19 protein-coding genes and 1 tRNA gene are annotated in these 19,548 nt (G+C 67.7%); 14 read left to right on the forward strand and 6 right to left on the reverse strand.

Features of this window, described 5'->3' with window-relative positions; translation table 11 throughout:
- The first annotated feature begins 64 nt into the window (after nucleotides 1-64).
- From WKR98_RS13135 to cysW, 5 genes are all read left to right on the forward strand, one after another.
- On the forward strand, nucleotides 65-2,125 hold the full coding sequence (locus tag WKR98_RS13135; protein WP_124688497.1) for an NAD(+) synthase: 2,061 nt from the start codon (nucleotides 65-67) through the stop codon (nucleotides 2,123-2,125).
- Nucleotides 2,126-2,203: 78 nt separating this feature from the next.
- Nucleotides 2,204-2,542: a P-II family nitrogen regulator gene (locus WKR98_RS13140; protein ID WP_124688498.1), complete on the forward strand. Its 339-nt coding sequence runs from the start codon at nucleotides 2,204-2,206 to the stop codon at nucleotides 2,540-2,542.
- Between the two features lie 149 nt (nucleotides 2,543-2,691).
- Complete coding sequence (gene cysP, locus WKR98_RS13145; RefSeq protein WP_124688499.1) at nucleotides 2,692-3,708, forward strand: thiosulfate ABC transporter substrate-binding protein CysP; 1,017 nt, start codon at nucleotides 2,692-2,694, stop codon at nucleotides 3,706-3,708.
- Nucleotides 3,709-3,823: 115 nt separating this feature from the next.
- Nucleotides 3,824-4,660, forward strand: a complete 837-nt coding sequence (gene cysT, locus WKR98_RS13150) for a sulfate ABC transporter permease subunit CysT (RefSeq protein ID WP_124688500.1) — start codon at nucleotides 3,824-3,826, stop codon at nucleotides 4,658-4,660.
- A 10-nt stretch (nucleotides 4,661-4,670) separates the two neighbouring features.
- Nucleotides 4,671-5,531, forward strand: a complete 861-nt coding sequence (gene cysW, locus WKR98_RS13155; RefSeq protein WP_124688501.1) for a sulfate ABC transporter permease subunit CysW — start codon at nucleotides 4,671-4,673, stop codon at nucleotides 5,529-5,531.
- Between the two features lie 12 nt (nucleotides 5,532-5,543).
- On the opposite strand, the gene WKR98_RS13160 is transcribed toward cysW, so the two are convergent.
- Complete coding sequence (locus WKR98_RS13160) at nucleotides 5,544-6,203, reverse strand: Smr/MutS family protein (protein ID WP_124688502.1); 660 nt, start codon at nucleotides 6,201-6,203, stop codon at nucleotides 5,544-5,546.
- 124 nt (nucleotides 6,204-6,327) lie between these two features.
- Nucleotides 6,328-7,284, reverse strand: a complete 957-nt coding sequence (trxB, locus tag WKR98_RS13165; protein WP_124688503.1) for a thioredoxin-disulfide reductase — start codon at nucleotides 7,282-7,284, stop codon at nucleotides 6,328-6,330.
- 180 nt (nucleotides 7,285-7,464) lie between these two features.
- Here trxB and WKR98_RS13170 point away from each other — a divergent pair, with 180 nt between their 5' ends.
- Genes WKR98_RS13170 through WKR98_RS13180 form a run of 3 tightly spaced genes read left to right on the forward strand, consistent with a single transcriptional unit; the run spans nucleotide 7,465 to nucleotide 11,862 of the window.
- Nucleotides 7,465-9,807, forward strand: a complete 2,343-nt coding sequence (locus tag WKR98_RS13170; protein WP_124688504.1) for a DNA translocase FtsK — start codon at nucleotides 7,465-7,467, stop codon at nucleotides 9,805-9,807.
- Nucleotides 9,808-9,842: 35 nt separating this feature from the next.
- The gene (gene lolA / locus WKR98_RS13175) at nucleotides 9,843-10,520 is read left to right on the forward strand and encodes an outer membrane lipoprotein chaperone LolA (protein ID WP_124688505.1); all 678 of its coding nucleotides are present in this window, start codon (nucleotides 9,843-9,845) and stop codon (nucleotides 10,518-10,520) included.
- Nucleotides 10,521-10,536: 16 nt separating this feature from the next.
- On the forward strand, nucleotides 10,537-11,862 hold the full coding sequence (locus WKR98_RS13180; RefSeq protein WP_341433530.1) for a replication-associated recombination protein A: 1,326 nt from the start codon (nucleotides 10,537-10,539) through the stop codon (nucleotides 11,860-11,862).
- On the opposite strand, the gene WKR98_RS13185 is transcribed toward WKR98_RS13180, so the two are convergent.
- Together WKR98_RS13185 and WKR98_RS13190 are read right to left on the reverse strand one after the other, a co-directional pair.
- Nucleotides 11,859-12,773 carry a helix-turn-helix transcriptional regulator gene (locus tag WKR98_RS13185; protein WP_341433531.1) on the reverse strand — a complete coding sequence of 305 codons (915 nt, stop codon included), beginning with the start codon at nucleotides 12,771-12,773 and terminating at the stop codon, nucleotides 11,859-11,861. The two genes, WKR98_RS13180 and WKR98_RS13185, sit on opposite strands and share 4 nt — an antisense overlap.
- Nucleotides 12,757-13,740, reverse strand: a complete 984-nt coding sequence (locus WKR98_RS13190) for a tripartite tricarboxylate transporter substrate binding protein (RefSeq protein ID WP_124688508.1) — start codon at nucleotides 13,738-13,740, stop codon at nucleotides 12,757-12,759. The genes WKR98_RS13185 and WKR98_RS13190 overlap by 17 nt, the downstream gene beginning before the upstream one ends.
- A 223-nt stretch (nucleotides 13,741-13,963) precedes the next feature.
- Between WKR98_RS13190 and WKR98_RS13195 the strand changes: the two genes are divergently transcribed.
- The 6 genes from WKR98_RS13195 (at nucleotide 13,964) to WKR98_RS13220 (ending at nucleotide 18,804) form a co-directional block, all read left to right on the forward strand.
- Nucleotides 13,964-14,818 carry a sulfurtransferase gene (locus WKR98_RS13195; protein WP_161567737.1) on the forward strand — a complete coding sequence of 285 codons (855 nt, stop codon included), beginning with the start codon at nucleotides 13,964-13,966 and terminating at the stop codon, nucleotides 14,816-14,818.
- Nucleotides 14,815-16,566, forward strand: a complete 1,752-nt coding sequence (locus tag WKR98_RS13200; protein ID WP_341433532.1) for an FAD-dependent oxidoreductase — start codon at nucleotides 14,815-14,817, stop codon at nucleotides 16,564-16,566. Before WKR98_RS13195 ends, WKR98_RS13200 begins: the two co-directional genes overlap by 4 nt.
- Before the next feature lie 102 nt (nucleotides 16,567-16,668).
- On the forward strand, nucleotides 16,669-17,991 hold the full coding sequence (gene serS, locus WKR98_RS13205; RefSeq protein WP_124688511.1) for a serine--tRNA ligase: 1,323 nt from the start codon (nucleotides 16,669-16,671) through the stop codon (nucleotides 17,989-17,991).
- Between the two features lie 69 nt (nucleotides 17,992-18,060).
- On the forward strand, nucleotides 18,061-18,237 hold the full coding sequence (locus WKR98_RS13210) for a DUF1328 family protein (protein ID WP_124688512.1): 177 nt from the start codon (nucleotides 18,061-18,063) through the stop codon (nucleotides 18,235-18,237).
- A 91-nt stretch (nucleotides 18,238-18,328) separates the two neighbouring features.
- A tRNA-Ser gene (locus tag WKR98_RS13215) sits at nucleotides 18,329-18,419 on the forward strand.
- Between the two features lie 151 nt (nucleotides 18,420-18,570).
- Entirely contained in the window at nucleotides 18,571-18,804 is a 234-nt protein-coding gene (locus WKR98_RS13220) for a hypothetical protein (RefSeq protein ID WP_341433534.1), read from the forward strand.
- Here the strand turns inward: WKR98_RS13220 and WKR98_RS13225 are convergent.
- Together WKR98_RS13225 and WKR98_RS13230 are read right to left on the reverse strand one after the other, a co-directional pair.
- Entirely contained in the window at nucleotides 18,794-19,318 is a 525-nt protein-coding gene (locus WKR98_RS13225) for a DUF2514 family protein (protein ID WP_341433536.1), read from the reverse strand. The two genes, WKR98_RS13220 and WKR98_RS13225, sit on opposite strands and share 11 nt — an antisense overlap.
- Nucleotides 19,315-19,548: a DUF7940 domain-containing protein gene (locus tag WKR98_RS13230; protein ID WP_341433538.1), complete on the reverse strand. Its 234-nt coding sequence runs from the start codon at nucleotides 19,546-19,548 to the stop codon at nucleotides 19,315-19,317. The genes WKR98_RS13225 and WKR98_RS13230 overlap by 4 nt, the downstream gene beginning before the upstream one ends.

The raw sequence follows: 19,548 nt of genomic DNA on the forward strand, positions 1-19,548 counted from the left end.
GCCCGGGACGTCGGCGGGCCATCGGCCTTATGATGTGAGCTACTCCTCGGCACTGACTTACACGATGAAAGGCAATTTCTTCAACCTCTACGCGCACGGATTCGCGCGGGTGGCGGTGGGCGTGCCCCGCTGCAAGGTGGCCGATCCCGCGTTCAACGCGGCGCAGACGCTGGACCTGGCGCGGCAGGCGGTCGCGCAGGGAGCGGCGCTGGTGGCGTTTCCCGAACTGGGCCTTTCCGCCTATACCTGCGACGACCTGTTCCACCAGGGGGCGCTGCTGGAGGCCTGCGAACAGGCGCTGGGCGACATCGTGGCCGGGTCCGCCGGGCTGTCCGCCGCGCTGATCGTGGGGCTGCCCCTAAGGGTGAACCATTCCCTGTTCAACTGCGCCGTGGTGGTGGCGCGGGGACGCATCCTGGGCGTCGTGCCCAAGACCTACCTGCCCAACTACGGCGAGTTCTACGAAGCGCGCCAGTTCACCTCCGGCGACTGCACGGTGGCCACCCAGGTCGAACTGGCCGGCCAGCGGGCACCTTTCGGGCCGGCCCAGCTGTTCGAGGTGGCCGACGTGCCGGGGCTGCGCTTTCACGTGGAAATCTGCGAGGACGTGTGGGTGCCGATCCCGCCGTCGTCCTTCGCGGCGCTGGCGGGGGCCAGCGTGCTGGTGAACCTGTCGGCGTCGAACATCGTGGTGGGCAAGTCGGGATACCGCCACCAACTGGTCAGCCAGCAGTCGGCGCGCTGCCTGGCCGCCTACCTGTACACGTCGGCGGGCCGGGGCGAATCGTCCACCGACCTGGCCTGGGACGGCCAGTCCATCATCTACGAGAACGGCGAGCTGCTGGCCGAGTCCGGTCGTTTCCTGGACGACTCGCATCTGATCCTGGCCGACGTCGATCTCGAGCGCCTGTCGCACGAGCGCATGCGGCAGACCACGTTCGGCCAGTCGGTGCTGCGCCACAAGGCCGAGGCCGAGCGGTTCCAGACCGTTTCCTTCGAGATCGGCCTGGCCGCGGACCAGCCCCTGGCGCTGCGGCGCCGGGTCGAGCGCTTCCCCTACGTGCCGGCCGACCGCCGGCGCCGCGACGAACGCTGCGACGAGGTCTACAACATCCAGGTCCAGGCGCTGGTGCAGCGGCTGTCGGCCATAGGCATGGACAAGGTGGTGATCGGCGTGTCCGGGGGACTGGACTCGACCCATGCGCTGCTGGTCTGCGCCAAGGCCATGGACCGCCTGAACCTGCCGCGGGCGAACATCATCGGCGTGACCATGCCGGGCTTCGCCACCAGCGGGCGTACCCTGCAGCAGGCACGCGCGCTGATGCGCGTGGTCGGCTGCACGGCCATGGAGATCGACATCCGGCCCAGCTGCACGCAGATGCTCCAGGACATCGGGCACCCGTACGCCTCGGGCCAGGAGGTCTACGACATCACCTTCGAGAACGTGCAGGCCGGCGAGCGCACCAGCCACCTGTTCCGGCTGGCCAATTTCCACAACGCCATCGTGATCGGCACCGGCGACCTGAGCGAGCTGGCGCTGGGCTGGTGCACCTATGGCGTGGGCGACCACATGTCGCACTACAACGTCAACGCCAGCGTGCCCAAGACCCTGATCACCCACCTGGTGCGCTGGGTGGCCGAGACGGGCAAGGTGGGCGACGGCAGCCAGGTGCTGCTGGACATCCTGGGCACCGAGATCAGCCCGGAGCTGGTGCCGGGCAAGACCGATGGCGCGCCGGCGCAGCGGACCGAGCAGTTCATCGGGCCCTACGAACTGCAGGACTTCAACCTGTACTACATCCTGCGCTATGGCTTCGCGCCTTCGAAGGTCGCTTTCCTGGCGCTGGCCGCCTGGCACGACCGCGAGCGCGGCGACTGGCCCGAGGAAGCGCACGTGCCGCGCAACCAGTACGAACTGGCCGCCATCAAGCGCAACCTGGGCATCTTCGTGCACCGGTTCTTCAAGACCAGCCAGTTCAAGCGTTCGTGCGTGCCCAACGCGCCCAAGGTCGGCTCGGGCGGCTCGCTGTCGCCGCGCGGCGACTGGCGCGCCCCCAGCGATTCCGAGGAAGTCGTCTGGAAGGCCGACCTCGCGAACATTCCCGACTCCGCGCCGGACGCCTGAGGGCGGGCGCCCGGCCGGCTACAATCCCCCATATCGCATCTTCGCCATTTCCGCCAGCGTTTCCACAAAGGTCCAGCCATGAAGCAAGTCACCGCCATCATCAAACCGTTCAAGCTCGACGAGGTCCGCGAAGCGCTGGCCCAGGTCGGCGTCAATGGTCTGACCGTGACGGAAGTCAAGGGCTTCGGCCGCCAGAAGGGGCATACCGAACTCTATCGCGGCGCCGAATACGTGGTGGACTTCCTGCCCAAGATCCGCATCGAGCTGGTGATCGCCGACGAACTGGTCGACCAGGCCGTGGAGGCCATCATCCGCGTGGCGCGCACGGGCAAGATCGGCGACGGCAAGATCTTCGTCACGCCCGTCGAGCAGGTCATCCGCATCCGCACCGGCGAGACCGGCGAAGCCGCGGTCTGACCGGCCGGGCGGCAGTCGCCGCCCGCCTGCGTTCGCCATATATTTCTCACAAGAATAAAGAAATGATGAATATATGGTTTGATGACATATGTGGATTTGTTACGTTTACGTCTTTCGCATCCACATAGTCAGAAGAAGGACGCCGTTTCATGTTCAAGAAGATCATCGTGCTCGCGGCCACGTCGGCCGCGCTGCTCACGGCAGTGACGGGGACGGCGCAAGCCCAGGACAAGCCGCTGCTGAACGCCTCGTACGACGTTGCCCGCGAGGTGTTCGCCGCGGTCAATCCCAAGTTCCAGGCGTACTGGAAGGCCAAGAACGGCCACGACGTCAAGATCGACCAGTCGTTCGCCGGCACCTCGCGTCAGGCGCAGGACATCATCCAGGGCAAGAAGGTCGACGTCGTGACCTTCAACCAGGTTCCCGACGTCGACATCCTGGCCCAGCGCGGATTGCTGCGCAAGGACTGGCAGAAGGCCTTTCCGAACAACAGTTCGCCGTACTACAGCACCATCGCCTTTCTGGTGCGCAAGGGCAATCCCAAGAACGTCAAGAACTGGGACGACCTGGCGCGCGATGACGTGAAGCTGGTGTTCCCCAACCCCAAGACCTCGGGCAACGCGCGCTACACCTACCTGGGCGCCTGGCTGTACGCCAACGAGAAGTTCGGCGGCGACCAGGAGAAGATCAAGCAGTTCGTCGGCAAGGTCCTGCACAACGTCGTCAACTTCCCCACCGGCGGGCGCGGCGCGACCGTGGCGTTCGCGCAGAACGGTCAGGGCGACGTGCTGCTGACCTTCGAGTCGGAAGTGATCAACATCGCCAAGGGCGAGGAATTCAAGGCGGGCGGCTATGAAGTCGTGGTGCCGCCGGTGTCCGTGCTGGCCGAGTTCCCCGTGGCCGTGGTGGACAAGGTCGTGGACGAGAAGGGCACCCGCCAGCTCGCCACCGAATACCTGAACTACCAGTACACCCGCGAGATCCAGCTGCTGCTGACCACCTTCAACTACCGGGTCAACCACCCCGACGTCGCCAAGGTCGTGGCCGACCGCTACGCCAAGGTGCGCCTGATCGATCCGACCAAGGTGCTGGGTCCCTGGAGCGACATCACCAAGAACCATTTCGGTTCCAACGGGGTGCTGGACCAGTTGCTGGCCAAGCGCTGATCATGGCGACACCGGCGGCCGGGCCGGTGCCGTACAATCCTTCCCGGCAAGGCGCGGCCACCCCGCAGGGGGGCCGCGCTTCTTCGCTTCCGCCCCCGATCCCGCCGCCTACGCCGTGAATCCGTCCTTCCGCTTTTTCCGCCGTCCGCCGGTCCTGCCCGGCTTCGTGCCGAGTTTCGGCTTCTCGGTGCTGTTCCTGAGCCTGGTCATCCTGGTGCCCTTGTCGGCCCTGCTGCTGTACGTCGGCGACATGACCTGGGCCCAGTACTGGCGCGCCATCTCCGATCCCCGCGTGGTCCAGAGCTACAAGATCACGGTGTCGGGGGCGTTCTACTCGACCGTCATCGTCTCCGGCGTGGGCTTCGTGCTGGCCTGGATCATCTCCCGCTACGATTTTCCCGGCCGGCGGCTGATCGACGCGCTGGTCGACCTGCCGTTCGCCCTGCCCACGGCGGTGGCCGGCATCACGCTGTCGGCGCTGTTCGTGCCCAACGGCTGGCTCGGGCGCTGGTTCGAGCCGCTGGGCATCAAGATTTCCTATGCCTACCCAGGGCTGGTGGTGGCCATGATCTTCACCAGCCTGCCGTTCATCGTGCGCTCGCTCCAGCCCGTGCTGGAAGACCTCGAGCCCGAGTTCGAGGAAGCCGCTTCCACGCTGGGCGCCACGCGCTGGCAGACATTCTGGCGCGTGCTGCTGCCCAGCCTGGTGCCGGCGCTGATCTCCGGCGCTTCGCAGGCCTTCATCCGCAGCCTGGGCGAGTTCGGCGCGGTCATCATGATCGCCGGCAACATCCCGTTCCAGACCGAGATCACGTCGCTGATGATCTTCGTGCGCCTGCAGGAGTTCGACTATCCCGCCGCGGCCGCCATCGCCTCGGTGGTGCTGATCGCCTCGCTGCTGCTGCTGTTCCTGCTGCAAGTCGTCCAGGGGCGACTGCTTCGCCGTACTTGACTCGACTGCCATGACCAACAAACGGCCCACTCTCGTCCATCAATGGTTGCTGATCGCGCTGGGCGTCGTGCTGACCCTGCTGATCCTGGTCGTGCCGCTGGCGCTGATCTTCTCGCAGGCGCTGTCGGGCGGCTGGAGCCTGCTGGCCCAGAACCTGGACGAAGACTTCATGAAGCACGCGATCGGCCTGACCGTGCTGACCACGCTGGCGACGGTGCCGATCAACCTGGTGTTCGGCATCCTGCTGGCCTGGTGCGTGACCCACTACGACTTCTTCGGCCGGCGGCTGCTGACCACGCTGGTCGACATTCCCTACGCGACTTCGCCCGTGGTGGCGGGCCTGTGCTATCTGGTCGTCTACGGGCTGGAAAGCACGCTGGGCAAGTGGCTGTACAGCCACGACATCCAGCTGATGTTCGCCTGGCCCGGCATCATCATGGTGACGGTGTTCGTGACCTCGCCCTACGTGGCCCGCATCCTGATCCCGCTGATGCAGGCCCAGGGCGCCGACGAGGAAATCGCGGCCCTGTCGCTGGGCGCGTCCGGCTGGCAGATCTTCCGGCGCGTGACCCTGCCCAACATCAAGTGGGCGCTGCTGTACGGCATCGTCATCACCAATGCCCGGGCGGTGGGCGAGTTCGGCGCGGTGTCGGTGGTGTCCGGCACCATCATGAACCAGACCCTGACGCTGCCGCTGCTGGTGGAGCAGCTCAACAACGACTACAAGACCGCCGCCGCCTTCACGGCTGCGGCGCTGCTGGCCTGCATGGCCATGCTGACGCTGTTGCTCAAGACCATCATGGAATGGCGCCAGAAGCGCCGCGACGACGCACCGGCGCATTTCTCGCCCGAGGCAATGCCCAAGCGTTGAAAACCTTCGGGGTCAGGCCGGCCGGTCCGGGCCCCGCAGCAGCACCAGCACCACGCCCGAACCGCCATCGTTGGCCCGGGCCTCGACGAAGGCCAGCACTTCTTCCTTCTGCACCAGCCAGCGCCGCACCTTTTCCTTCAGGATGGGCGTGCGGTTCTTCGACCCCAGCCCCTTGCCGTGGATGATGCGCACGCAGCGCATCTCCTGCTTCACGCAGGCGCGCAGGAATTCCCCCAGCGCCTCGCGAGCCTCGTCGACCCGGTGGCCGTGCAGGTCGAGCTGGGCCTGCACCGTCCACTGGCCGCGCCGCAGCTTGCGCACGATGTCCTGTCCCAGGCCGGTGCGGCGGTAGGACAGCGTGTCGTCGGTATCGATCAGCCAGTCGGCGCCGTAGTCGTCGGAAATGGATTCCCGCAGCACCTCGGAGTCGTCTTCCCAGCGTTTGTAGGGAAGGGGGGCGGGCGCGACCGGCGAGGGATCGACCCTGCCCGTGTCCTTCAGCGGCACCACCCCGCCCACCAGCGCCCGAAATTCGACCGCCGCCCGCCGGGCTTCCTCGGCCCTCTGCCGAGCTTCCCGCTCAGCGGCCTCCGCCGCCAGCCGCCGCTCCTGCAATTCCCGCTGCAACGCCTTCAGACCTGAGAGGCCGCTACCGCTACTGGATTTGCCCATTTCAGCCCCCTTTTTACTGCCCCATCGTCCGCCAGCCGATGTTTACTCCAGGATGCCGCGGATCCGGCTCCGCCGGTCCGCTGGCATCGCCCCCTGGGGGGCGCGCGTAAGCGCGTAGGGGGGGTTATACAGCTTCGCCATCCAGCCAGCGCTGGGCGTCCAGGGCCGCCATGCAGCCAGTGCCGGCACTGGTGATGGCCTGGCGGTACACGTGGTCCTGCACGTCGCCGGCGGCGAACACGCCGGGGACCGAGGTCATCGTGGCCAGCCCGTTCAGGCCGCTGCGGGTGATGATGTAGTCGTCCTTCATTTCCACCTGGCCCTTGAAGATGCCGGTGTTGGGCTGGTGGCCGATGGCGATGAACACGCCGGTGACGGCGATGTCCTCGGTCTGGCCGGTCTGGTTGTCGCGCAGGCGCGCCCCGGTCACGCCCGAATCGTCGCCCAGCACCTCCTGCAGCTCGTTGAAGAGCTTCAGGATCACTCGGCCTTCCTGGACCTTCTCGTTGAGCTTGTCGACCATGATGGGCTCGGCGCGGAACTTGTCGCGGCGGTGGATCAGGGTGACGGTGCGGCAGATGTTGGCCAGGTACAACGCCTCTTCCACGGCCGTGTTGCCGCCGCCGACCACGGCGACGTCCTGGTTCTTGTAGAAGAACCCGTCGCAGGTCGCGCAGCCCGAGACGCCGCGGCCCTTGTAGTTTTCTTCCGACGGCAGGCCCAGGTACTTGGCCGAGGCGCCGGTGGCGATGACCAGCGCGTCGCAGGTATAGGTGCCCGAGTCGCCCTCCAGCTTGAACGGCCGCTGGTCCAGGTGCGCGGTATGGATGTGGTCGAAGACGATGTCGGTGTTGAAGCGCTCGGCATGCTGCTGGAAGCGCTGCATCAGTTCCGGCCCCTGGACGCCATTGACGTCGGCGGGCCAGTTGTCCACCTCGGTCGTCGTCATCAGCTGGCCACCCTGTTCGACACCGGTGATCAGCATGGGCGAGAGGTTGGCCCGGGCGGCGTAGACGGCGGCGGTATACCCGGCCGGCCCCGACCCGAGGACGAGGACTTTGGCGTGTTTGTCTTGGCTCATGATCTCAACAATTTCCTGGCGCCGAGCGCCCGATTTGCAACCGTCATCATAGGTGATCCCGCCCCGGCGCGTTTTCAACCCCGGAGCCTGCCGGGGGCGGGGCGAACGGAATTGTATATTTCTATGGCTGCGATAGCGCCCGGGGAGCTTGACCGGGCGCCTGCCACTTATAATCAGCCCATGGCACGTACCGCTACCGCGGGGAATACCCGCAATTCGCAGAACACCGGCAATTCGACCGGTGCCTTGCCCGGCCGCCTGTCCCGCCTGTTCCGCGAGGCGCGCTGGATCCTGTTCGCCGCCCTGGCGGTCTATCTGACCCTGGTGCTGGCTACCTACAACTCGGGCGATCCGGGGTGGTCGCACGCCGTGCAGATCGACCATGTCCACAACAGCGGGGGCCGTTTCGGCGCCTGGCTGGCGGATCTCATCCTGTTCCTGATCGGCGCCTCGGCCTGGTGGTTCGTCGTGCTGTTGTTGCAGCGCGTCTACGCCAGCTACCTGCGCCTGGCCCACCAGTTCCTGCGCGGCGGCTCCGAATCCGACGTGCCCCAGCGGGTGCGCTGGGAGCAGGGCCTGGGATTTTGCGCCCTGATGACCGGCTCGGTCGGGCTCGAGGCGCTGCGCCTGCGGTCCTTCGGCGAATCCTTGCCGCACGGCAGCGGCGGCATGATAGGCGAGAGCATCGCCAAGTACGCCTCGTCCTCGTTCGGCTATACCGGCGCGACCCTGCTGCTGCTGGTCCTGTTCGCCATCGGCGCCAGCCTGTTCTTCGGCTTCTCGTGGCTGGTGGTGGCCGAGAAGATCGGCTCCTGGCTGGAGCTGGGGCTGCGCGGCGTCAGGAACTCCTGGCAGGCCCGCGAAGACCGCAAGGTGGGCGAGGTGGCCGTGCAGGCCCGCGCCGAGGTCGTGGTCGCCAAGCAGGAAAAACTGGTCCACGAGCAGCCGGTGCGCATCGAGCCGGCGGTTACCGTGGTACCCAAGTCCGAGCGCGTCGAGAAGGAAAAGCAGCAGGCCCTGTTCGCCGAGATCACCGATAGCCAGTTGCCGCCGCTCAGCCTGCTCGATCCGCCGCCGCCGGCCCAGGAAACCGTTTCCACCGAGACCCTGGAGTTCACCTCGCGCCTGATCGAGAAGAAGCTGGCCGACTTCGGCGTCCAGGTCTCCGTCGTTACCGCGCAGGCCGGTCCGGTCATCACCCGCTACGAGATCGAGCCGGCGGTGGGCGTCAAGGGCAGCCAGATCGTCAACCTGGCCAAGGACCTGGCGCGGGCGCTGAGCCTGGTCAGCATCCGGGTGGTCGAGACCATCCCCGGCAAGAACCTGATGGGCCTGGAACTGCCCAACCTGCGGCGCCAGACCGTCAAGCTGTCCGAGATCCTGGGCTCGCAAACCTACCACGGCAGCTCGTCGGTGCTGACCATGGCGCTGGGTAAGGACATCGCCGGCAAGCCGGTGGTGGCCGACCTGGCCAAGATGCCCCACCTGCTGGTGGCCGGCACGACCGGTTCGGGCAAGTCGGTGGGGATCAACGCCATGATCCTGTCGCTGCTGTACAAGGCCGACCCCAGCCAGGTACGCCTGATCCTGATCGATCCGAAGATGCTCGAAATGAGCGTCTACGAAGGCATCCCGCATCTCCTGGCGCCGGTCGTGACCGACATGCGCCAGGCCGCCAACGCGCTGAACTGGTGCGTGGCCGAGATGGACAAGCGCTACCGGCTGATGAGCAAGATGGGCGTGCGCAACCTGGCCGGCTACAACACCAAGATCCACGACGCCATCAAGCGCGAGGAGCCCATCCCCAATCCGTTCTCGCTCACGCCCGATTCGCCCGAGCCGCTCCAGCCGCTGCCCATGGTGGTGGTGGTGATCGACGAGCTGGCCGACCTGATGATGGTGGTGGGCAAGAAGATCGAGGAACTGATCGCCCGCCTGGCGCAGAAGGCCCGCGCCGCCGGCATCCACCTGATCCTGGCCACCCAGCGGCCCAGCGTGGACGTGATCACCGGCCTGATCAAGGCCAACATTCCGACCCGGATCTCGTTCCAGGTCTCGTCCAAGATCGATTCGCGCACCATCCTCGACCAGATGGGCGCCGAGGCGCTGCTGGGCCAGGGCGACATGCTGTACATGCCGCCGGGCTCGGGCCTGCCCACCCGCGTCCATGGCGCGTTCGTGACCGACGACGAAGTGCACCGGGTGGTCGAGCAGTTGAAGTCGCAGGGCGAGCCCAACTACGAGGAAAGCATCCTGGAAGGCTCCATCGAGGGCGAGACCGGCGATGGCCTGGGCAGCGTGACCGGCATGGGCGACGCGGAGTCCGACCCCATGTACGACCAGGCGGTGGAAGTGGTGCTCAAGCACCGCCGCGCCTCGATATCGCTGGTGCAGCGCCACCTGCGCATCGGTTACAACCGTGCCGCCCGCTTACTCGAACAGATGGAGCGTTCGGGTATGGTTTCCGCCATGCAGTCCAACGGCAACCGGGAAATCCTCGCCCCCGCCAGCCAGGACGAATGACCGGTCCTGCCGCGCTGCGCTACGGAGAGTCCCCTATGACGTTTGTTTCCAAGACCACCGCCTTCCTGGCCCGCGCCGCTGCCGGCGCCGGCCTGGCCGCGGCCCTGGCCCTGCCGGGCGCCGCGCTGGCGGGCGCCATCGACCAGTTGCATGCCTTCGCAAGCAAGACCCAGTCCGCGCGCGGCAGCTTCTCGCAGGTCACGCGCGGATCCTCGGGGCAGGCGGCGCCGGCGCAGTCCGGCAGCTTCTCGTTCCAGCGCCCCGGGCGCTTCCGCTGGGAAGTGGCCAAGCCGTACGAACAACTGATTGTCTCGGATGGCAAGCAGTTGTTTCAGTACGACCCCGACCTGAGCCAGGTCACCGTTCGCGACGTGGGCCAGGCCATCGGTTCCTCGCCGGCGCAGATCCTGTTCGGATCGGGCTCGCTGGAGCAATCCTTCAACGTGGCCGAGCAGCCCGAGCGCGACGGCCTGCAGTGGCTGCGCGCCACGCCCAAGACCCCGGACGCGGGCTTCTCGCGCGTGGACATCGCCTTCAAGGACGGCCTGCCGGCCCGCCTGGAGCTGCTGGACGCCTTCGGCCAGACCACCGCCATCACCTTCAGCGGCATCGCCCGCAATCCGCAACTGCCGCAGGACAGCTTCCACTTCACGGCGCCCGCCGGCGTGGACGTGGTGCGCATGGGCGGACAGGCGCCTGCCGGCGGCCGCTGACCGGCATTTTTCATCCATGTCCGACCTGTTCCCCGACGATACGCCCCCGGCCGCCAAGGTGCCCGACGCCGCCGCGCCGCTGGCCGAGCGGCTGCGGCCGCGCACGCTGGACGAGGTGGTCGGGCAGAGCCATCTGTTGGGACCGGGCAAGCCGCTGCGCGTGGCCTTCCAGTCGGGGCGGCCGCATTCGATGATCTTCTGGGGGCCGCCGGGCGTGGGCAAGACCACGCTGGCGCGGCTCATGGCCAACTCCTTCGATGCCCAGTTCATCGCGATGTCGGCCGTGCTGGGCGGGGTCAAGGACATCCGCGACGCGGTGGTCGCCGCCCAGGCCGCGCAGTTGAAGGGGCGCCGCACCATTCTTTTCGTCGATGAAGTGCACCGCTTCAACAAGGCCCAGCAGGACGCCTTCCTGCCCTATGTGGAAAGCGGCCTGTTCACCTTCATTGGCGCCACCACCGAGAACCCGTCCTTCGAGGTGAACTCCGCCCTGTTGTCGCGGGCGCGGGTCTACGTGCTGCAATCGCTCACCGCCGACGAATTGCGGCTGCTGATCGCCAAGGCCATCGCCATGCTGGGCGACATCGAGTTCGACGAAGCCTCGCAGGCGCAACTGGCGGCCTGGGCCGACGGTGATGCCCGCCGGGTCATCAACGCGGTCGAGGTGGTGGCCGATTCGGCGCGCGGGGCGGGGCGCACGCAGGTCGACGCCGAATGGCTGGAGACCGCGTTGTCGCAGAACCTGCGCCGCTTCGACAAGGGCGGCGACGCCTTCTACGACCAGATCAGCGCCCTGCACAAGGCCGTGCGCGGCTCGGATCCGGATGGGTCGCTGTACTGGTTCTGCCGCATGCTGGACGGCGGCGCGGACCCGCGCTATCTCTCGCGCCGGCTGATCCGCATGGCGGTCGAGGACATCGGCCTGGCCGATCCGCGCGCGCTGGACATCGCCACGGCGGGAGCGGACGTATACGAGCGCCTGGGGTCGCCCGAGGGCGAACTGGCGCTGGCGCAGGCGGTGGTCTACCTGGCCTGCGCCGCCAAGTCCAACGCCGTCTACAACGCCTACAACATGGCCAGGCGTTTCGCCGCCGACAACGGCAGCGCGCCCGTACCCATGCACCTGCGCAACGCACCCACCAAGCTGCTCAAGCAACTGGGGCACGGCAAGCAGTATCGCTACGCGCACGACGAACCGCATGCCTATGCGGCCGGCGTCGATTACTTTCCGGACGGCGTGCGCGCGAAGTTCTACCAGCCCACCGACCGCGGGCTGGAGGCCAAGATCGGCCAGAAGCTCGCCTTCCTGCGTGAGTTGGACAAGGAAGCGAAGAAGGGCTAGGCGGCGGCTCCGCAGGCGAAATGCGGCCGCAGCGACGGCGGCATGCCCCGCACCCGGCGCCGGTACTCCGACGGCGTCCAGCCCGTGTTGCTTTTCATGAAGCGCGTGAAGTGGGGCGGGGCGCTGAAGCCCAGATCGTAGGTGATCTCGAAGATGCTTTTCGCTTCGCCGGCCAGCAGCGCGAAGGCGGCGTCCAGGCGCCGCATGTTGTAGTAGGCGCGGGGCGTCATCCGCGTCGCGCGCCGGAACAGGGTGTAGAAGTAGCGCTCGGACACGCCATAGGTGTCCGCGCCGCGCCGGAACGCGGCGAAGTCCTCCAGGTCGCGCAACTGGCCGGCACGGGCGTCGCGGCCCACGCGTTCTTCCAGGCTGTCGGCCTGGAATGCCACGTCGCGGGAGGCGTCGCGCGTCCGTTTCTCCAGCGAACGGACCACGGCCGCCTGGTACAGCGCCCGGACGCCCTGCGACACCGTTCGCGGGTCGGGGCCGGCGCGGAACAGTTCCGCTATCAGTTGCATGGCGTCGGTGCGCAGCGGACCGGGCAAGGTGATCATGTCGACCGGATCGTCGTCCCCGGCATGGCCGACGGGCCCGGCGCTGTCGTTCAACAGCGGCGAGGCCTTGATCAGGATGGATCCGACTTGTCCCGGATGCCGCGCGCGTCCCGGCGCGGGCGGGATGGCATAGGTCTGCCGGGGATGGATGACCAGCGCGCGGAACTGGTCCAGGCGGTGCAAGCCGCCGTTCAGGCGGACCGGCAGCGGTTCCTGGTGCATGTTCACCAGCACCTGCACGCAGTCGCGGGCGTGGTCCGCCAGCTCGACGCCCGACGCCATGACCGAGACCCGGCCGTAGTCCCCGCCGCAATAGCAAAGGTGGGGCGAATCGTGGGCGTCAGTTGGGATCGACAATATTCTTCTCCTTCGCCACCTTCGACCAAAGCGTCTTCTCTGTCTGCACGACCTGTTCGAGGCTGGCCCGCCGCGTGTCCGGGACCTCGGCGCCCCACGAGGCGACGAGCTTGCGCACGTCGTCGTTGCCCGCGGCGGCGGTGATCTGCGAGGACAGCGCATCCAGTATATCGGCGGGCAGGCCGGCCGGACCGAACAGTGCGATCCAGGACGAGATGGCGGGCACGCCGCGCAGCTTCTTCTCGGTCAGCGTCGGTACCGCGGGCAGCTCCGGGCTGCGCGCCGCGGTGCTGACCGCCAGCGCGTCCAGCTTGCCGATCTTGATCTGCGGCAGCGCTGTCACCAGTGAAATGATGGCGATGTCCACGTCGCCCGCCAGCAGGGCCTGCAACTGGCGCGCGCCCGAGGCGTAGGGAATGTGGACCATGTCGATGCCGGCCGAGGTCTTGATCATCTCGCCCAGGAAATGCATGCCCGAGCCCACGCCGGGCGACGCATAGTTGAGCTTCTTCCGGCTGTTGCGGGCGCCTTCCAGGAACTTGTCGAAATCGGCGTAGGCGCCCGCGCGTGCGACGATGACGTACGGCGTGGCGACCAGTTGCGCGATGGGCTGCAGGTCGGCCCCCGGATCGACGTTGCCCGGGCGCAGCGCCCACGAGGTCGTGACCGAGGTGCCCGTGGCCAGCAGCGTGTAGCCGTCGCGGGCGGCGTTCTTCACGTGCCGGGCCGCGACTTCGCCGCCCGCGCCCTGCTGAATCTCGACCACGACGGGCTGCTTCAGGCGTTCCGACAGTTCCTTGGCGAACAGGCGCGTGGAGTTGGCGGGGAAGCCGTCGCTCCAGGCCATCACCACCTTGATGGGGCGGTTGGGATAGGGCTGGGCGGCGGCCGGCTGGGGCAGCCATAGCGCAAGCAGGGCGGCGGCCACCCAGGCGTGGGGGCGGGTCGGGAGAAGGCGGAGCGGCACCACTTGTCGTTGTCTCCTGGCGGTTGTTCGGTGGGGGCCGTATGGGGCGGTTTCATTCTAGGAGCGGCCGCCGCGGCGGGCTTACCCTGGACTGAACAGGTGGGCAGCATTTACCCCCATTCGCGTCCGGCCCCGCTGTTCAGCGGGCGGTAACGCCCCGGGCCGGGCGCTCGCCAACAATGCTCGGGCCGTTTCCAACAACATGCCAATGACTTTTCCAACTATGGATATGACTCACGTATCGGTTCGCGGCGGACACGTCCTCGAGCCGGCCTTCGTGCAGGCCGAGGACCTGCTGGCCTGCCCGAACGACGACAGGCTGTTCGTCGATGTCCGCCTGGGCGACCCGGACATCGAATACCGCGCGTACCGCGATGGCCACATCTTCGGCGCCGTCCATGGCCAGATCCGCGATGCATTCGCGGCGGAACCCACCCCGGCGAGCGGCAACCTGCCGCTACCCGGCCTTGGGCAACTGGCCGACACCCTGCGGAACTGGGGCGTGGGCCGAGACACCGAGATCGTCGTCTACGGCCCCACCCCGGCGCTGGCCGCCCGTGGCTGGTGGGTGTTGCGCTGGGCCGGACTCGCCAAGGTGTTCCTGCTCGATGGCGGACTGAAGGCCTGGATCGCCGCCGGCGGCGCGCTGGCGCGCGGCGACGAACCCCATCGGCGCCGGTTGCCCGAAGTCCTGGCCCTGGCCGGAGGAGATCTGCCGCAGATCGAGGTGGACGAGGTCGAGCAGCTGCCGGACGGCGCCGTGCTGGTCGATGCGCGGGACGAGGCGTCTTACCTGGCCGGGCATATTCCCGGCGCCCGGCATCTGGCCGCCTCCGAGTTCTGGACCCCATCGGGCCGGCTGCGGCCCGCCAGCGAACGGGCCCGCCTGCTGGCGCAGGCCGGCCTCGAGCCCGACGGCGAGGCCGTGGTGTACTGCGGCGGCGGCGTCCTGTCCGCCCTGGTCGCGATGATCATGGCCGAAGCCGGTATCCGGCCCCGGCTGTACGTCGGATCGTGGTCCGAATGGAACAAGGACCCGGAACGCATGCGCCGCAGCGCGGTGGGAGAACAAGCATGAGCGCGTCCGTGATGCAGGTCGACGTCGCCATCTGCGGCGGCGGCCCCGTCGGCCTCGCGCTGGCCTATCTGCTGGGCAGGGAAGGGCTGCGTGTCGCGCTGTTCGAGAAGCGCCCCAGCACAACCGTGCTGCCCAAGGGCCAGTACGTCCATGCTTCCACCGCCGAGCTTTACCGGCAATGGGGCGTCTGGGAACTGCTGGAAGGCAAGGGGTGGTCCATTCCTCGTTCCAATGGCCAGGGTTTCTACGTGCGCGTGGCCCAGGGGCCGGTGGCCGACGTCCGCTCCTCGCTGGGCACCGACGCGGAATACGAACACAAGTGGGCGCAGCTCGCGCCCGTCTATCCGCGCAAGGTCCCGGCCTCCGACTACGAGGCCGCGCTGCGCCACCAGGCGGCCGCCTGGCAAAGCGTCGCGCTGCACTTCGGCACCCAGGTGGTGGGCGTCGAGGACCTGGGCGGCGGCGTGCGGCTGTCGGTGAAGGAACTCGAAGCGGGCACGCAGCGCGAGGTCGGCGCGCGCTACCTCGTGGCCTGCGACGGTGCCCGCAGCTTCGTGCGCAACCGCATCGGCCGGGGCGAGGACCACGGGCCGACCTTCGGCAACCAGGTGCTGGCCGAGTTTCGCGCCGACCTGGACGACACCCTGGGGCGCGACGGCTACTTCCATTCCTTCGTGCTGGATCCACGCTACGCCGGCTGGTTCGGCAGCAAGCATCCGGACACGGGGCTGTGGCGGTACAGCTTCCGCCACGACGAGGATCCGCTGCCCGATACAGATGCCCTGCTTGAGCGGATACGCGGCGCGCTGGGCATGCCGGGCCTGCCCGTCGAGATCGTCCGCGTCTACCGCTTCGACTATACGACGGGCCTGCTGCGCAAGTGGCGCGAAGGCAACGTCCTGTTCGCGGGCGACGCGGCCCATTGGCATTCGCCCTGGGGCGGCTTCGGCGCCAATACCGGCGTGCAGGACGCCAACAACCTCGCCTGGAAGCTGGGCCTGGTGCTGCGCGGCGCCGCGCCCGATACCCTGCTCGACACCTACGAGGTCGAGCGCAAGGGCAAGGCCTTGCTTACCGTCAAGGCGGCCACCTACAACTCGCTCAACTTCCAGGCCATCGCGGCGGCCATCGCCGTGGGCGAGCCCGGCGTCAGCCTGAACGGGACCTTCAGCCCGCAAGCCATCGCCTTCCTGAGCGAATGCGTCGCGCCGCACGGCGACAACAGCGTGCTGCATACCGGCTTCCAGCTCGGCACGGTCTACGACTCCGCCGCCGTGATCCGCGATGGCGACGAGCCGCCGCGCGCCACCCTGGAACACTACGAGGAAAGCACCGTGCCCGGCGTGCGCGCACCCCACGTCTGGCTGTACGACTCCGCCGGTCGCAGGCTGTCCACCGTCGACCTGTGGGGCACCGCCTTCTCGCTGGTCGTGCAGCGCGATGCCCAGGCCTGGACCCAGGCCGCCCGCGCCGTGGGGCGGGAACTGGGCGTGGCCCTGCGCGTCGTGCTCGTCGGCCCCGAGGGCCACTACCGGGCCGACGAACCCAAGTTCGGCCGGCTGTATCCGGTGGCGGACGGCGGCGCCGTGCTCGTGCGGCCCGACGGATTCGTCGCGCGCCGCCTGCCGGCGCAGGCCGAGGGCGCCGCCGGACCGGCGCTGCGCGACACCCTCCGGCGCCTGCTGACCCTGGAGCAGAACACCGGGGCGGCAGCGAGCCTGCCCGGGCTGGAGGCCCCCGTGGGGTGAAGGCGGGCCGGGGAGGCTAAAATCGGAATACCCCGGCCAGGCCGCCTCGCGCGCCGCCCGCCGGGGCGACCTTTTTTCCTCCTCCCAACACGGCTTTTTCCCATGCTCGATATCGCTCTGCTGCGCAAAGACACCCAGGCTGTGGCCGCCCGGCTCAAGGACCGGGGCTACACGCTAGACCTCGACGGCTTCAACTCGCTCGAGTCGCGGCGCAAGTCGGTGCAGACGGAGACCGAAACCCTGCAGGCCCGCCGCAACGCGCTGGCCAAGCAGATCGGCATGCTCAAGGCCAAGGGCGAGGACGCCTCCGCCGTGCTGGCCGAATCCCAGGCCATCCCGGCCCGCCTGAAAGCGCTCGAGGAAGACCTGGCCGGCATCCAGCGCGATTTGCAGGACCTGCTGTTGGCCGTGCCCAACCTGCCGCACGCCAGCGTGCCCGGCGGCGCCTCCAGCGACGACAACGTCGAGGTGCGCCGCTGGAGCCGCGACGGCAACGACCCCGCGCCGTTGCCCTTCGAGGCCAGGGACCACGTCGCTCTGGGCGAACCGCTGGGCCTGGACTTCGAGACCGCCGTCAAACTGTCCGGCTCGCGCTTCACCCTGATGCGCGGCCCCATCGCCCGCCTGCACCGGGCCCTGGCGCAATTCATGCTGGACGTCCAGACCGGCGAGCACGGCTACACCGAGTGCTACACGCCCTACATCGTCAACACCGCCACCCTGGTCGGCACCGGCCAACTGCCCAAGTTCAAGGACGACATGTTCTGGGTCACCAAGGGCGGCGAATCGGTCGACGAGAACGGCGACGCCGTGCCGCGCGAAGACCTCTACCTGATCTCCACCTCCGAGATCACCCTGACCAATACTGTGCGCGGCGAGATCGTCAGCGCCGAATCGCTGCCCATCAAGCTGACCGCGCATACCCCGTGCTTCCGCTCCGAGGCGGGCAGCGCCGGCCGCGACACCCGCGGCATGATCCGCCAGCACCAGTTCGACAAGGTCGAGATGGTGCAGATCGTCCATCCCGAGCGCTCCTACGACGCCCTCGAGGAAATGGTCGGCCACGCCGAAGCCGTGCTGCGCAAGCTCGGCCTGCCGTACCGCGTCGTCCTGCTCTGCACCGGCGACATGGGTTTCGGCGCCGCCAAGACCTACGACCTGGAAGTCTGGCTGCCGGCCCAGGCCGCGTATCGCGAGATTTCTTCCGTGTCCAACTGTGAGGCGTTCCAGGCCCGCCGCCTGCAGGCGCGCTTCCGCAACGCCCAGGGCAAGCCCGAACTGCTGCATACGCTCAACGGTTCCGGCCTGGCCGTGGGACGGGCGCTGGTCGCGGTTTTGGAGAACTACCAGCAGGCCGATGGCAGCATCGTCGTGCCCGAGGCCCTGCGGCCCTACATGGGCGGGGTAGAGCGACTCACTCCGTAACATTCGTCGCCTGCCTGATCCCCCGGGGTGCGTTACGGTTGAAAAACCTACATCCCGGAGGAGCCAGCCATGTTGAAGTGGGCACTGATCTTTTTCGTGGTCTCGATCATCGCCGCGTTGTTCGGATTCACCGGCATCGCCGCCGGCGCGGCCGCCATCGCCAAGTTCCTGTTCTTCCTGTTCCTGATCCTGTTCGTGATCTTTCTGGTGCTGGGGCTCACGGTGTACAAGAAAATCACGGATTAGCGACGGCAGGACACAGCGCAAATTTCTGTGCTATAGTTGCGGGCTGTTGTCTGGTTCCGGCCACGGGCCAGGCAAGCACTGAAAGGTGCACGGAGAGGTGGCAGAGTGGTCGAATGTACCTGACTCGAAATCAGGCGTACGGTAACCCCGTACCGTGGGTTCGAATCCCACCCTCTCCGCCAGTCTAATCAATGACTTACGTCATTCCTGAAAGGTCGCTACGGCGGCCTTTTTTGTTGGGGTGGTGGGGGATTTATTGACCGGCCGCCTCGCATCCAGTCGAGGCCGTTTCCCAGCATCCTATACTCTCTGTCCATGTAGGAAACCGAAGTGATGGACAAAGACGACAACGGCATCCTTGGCCAGATCCACGGCGAGGCCATCGCCCACGCGACCAATGCGCTGCCCGACCCCGCAACCGCCACGAACCTCAACCCCAGCGTGCTGATCACCGTCGAGCATGTCGGCCGGGTCCGGATCCGATTCGTCCGAAAGCAGGCCAGACACAACAAGCACCGTCACTATTTCTGGTCGGCCGTGCGGGCCGAGCGCGTCACTACCGAATAGCCCGCACGTACCCCTGCAACCCCATCAGTCTGGCCCCGAGCCGGTCAGCCTCTGCCGCCACGTCGATATATCGGTCGACGCACTGGCCGACCACGAACCGCAGCACGGCGGCGCCGTCGGTGGCACCATCAGCGCCAGGTCCGGCGTCGGGAGCTTCGGCGGGGTCACCACCACGGCGGGCAAGGGCGTCGAGCTGCTGGCGCAGCCGGCCAAGCTCAGCAGCAGCGCCGGCAGCAGCGACCGACGCGGCAGCCTGCTGGGCCTGAAATTGCTCTCGTGCAGCATCGGCTGCCTCCTGTTGGATCTGTTCCAGCGTCCGGTATTTCTCGGACGCCTGATACGCAGCGTCACTCGCCGCCTGCAGTTCCTGCGCGCGGGTGGCCTGCAGGGCCGAGATTTCAGCCCCGTAGCGCCATTTCTGGACCACACCCACCCCAGCGCCCGCGACGACGCCGGAAATCGCCGCCACGGCCGCGTAGCCCTTCCAGCCGGCCAGCGCGGACAGGATGCTCACGGCCGCCGCTCCGTATCGCCATCGCCGCGCAGCGCCGGCTGTTGAATGACCCGCGCGATCGCCGCGGCCACCGCCAGCAGCGTCGAGATCGCGGCGAAGGTGCGCGCCGGCAGGAGACCCTGCCACAGCGGCAGGGCGACGTCGGCCGCCGCGAAGAGCGCCGACAGCAGCGCAAGGCGCACCGACCAGAGGCGGTGCCAGACGGTATGGGCATCGTCGATGAGGCGCAT

Origin of the sequence: Pigmentiphaga sp. YJ18, from assembly GCF_038066655.1 — a bacterium.
In the GTDB taxonomy this organism is placed as follows: Bacteria; Pseudomonadota; Gammaproteobacteria; order Burkholderiales; family Burkholderiaceae_B; genus Pigmentiphaga.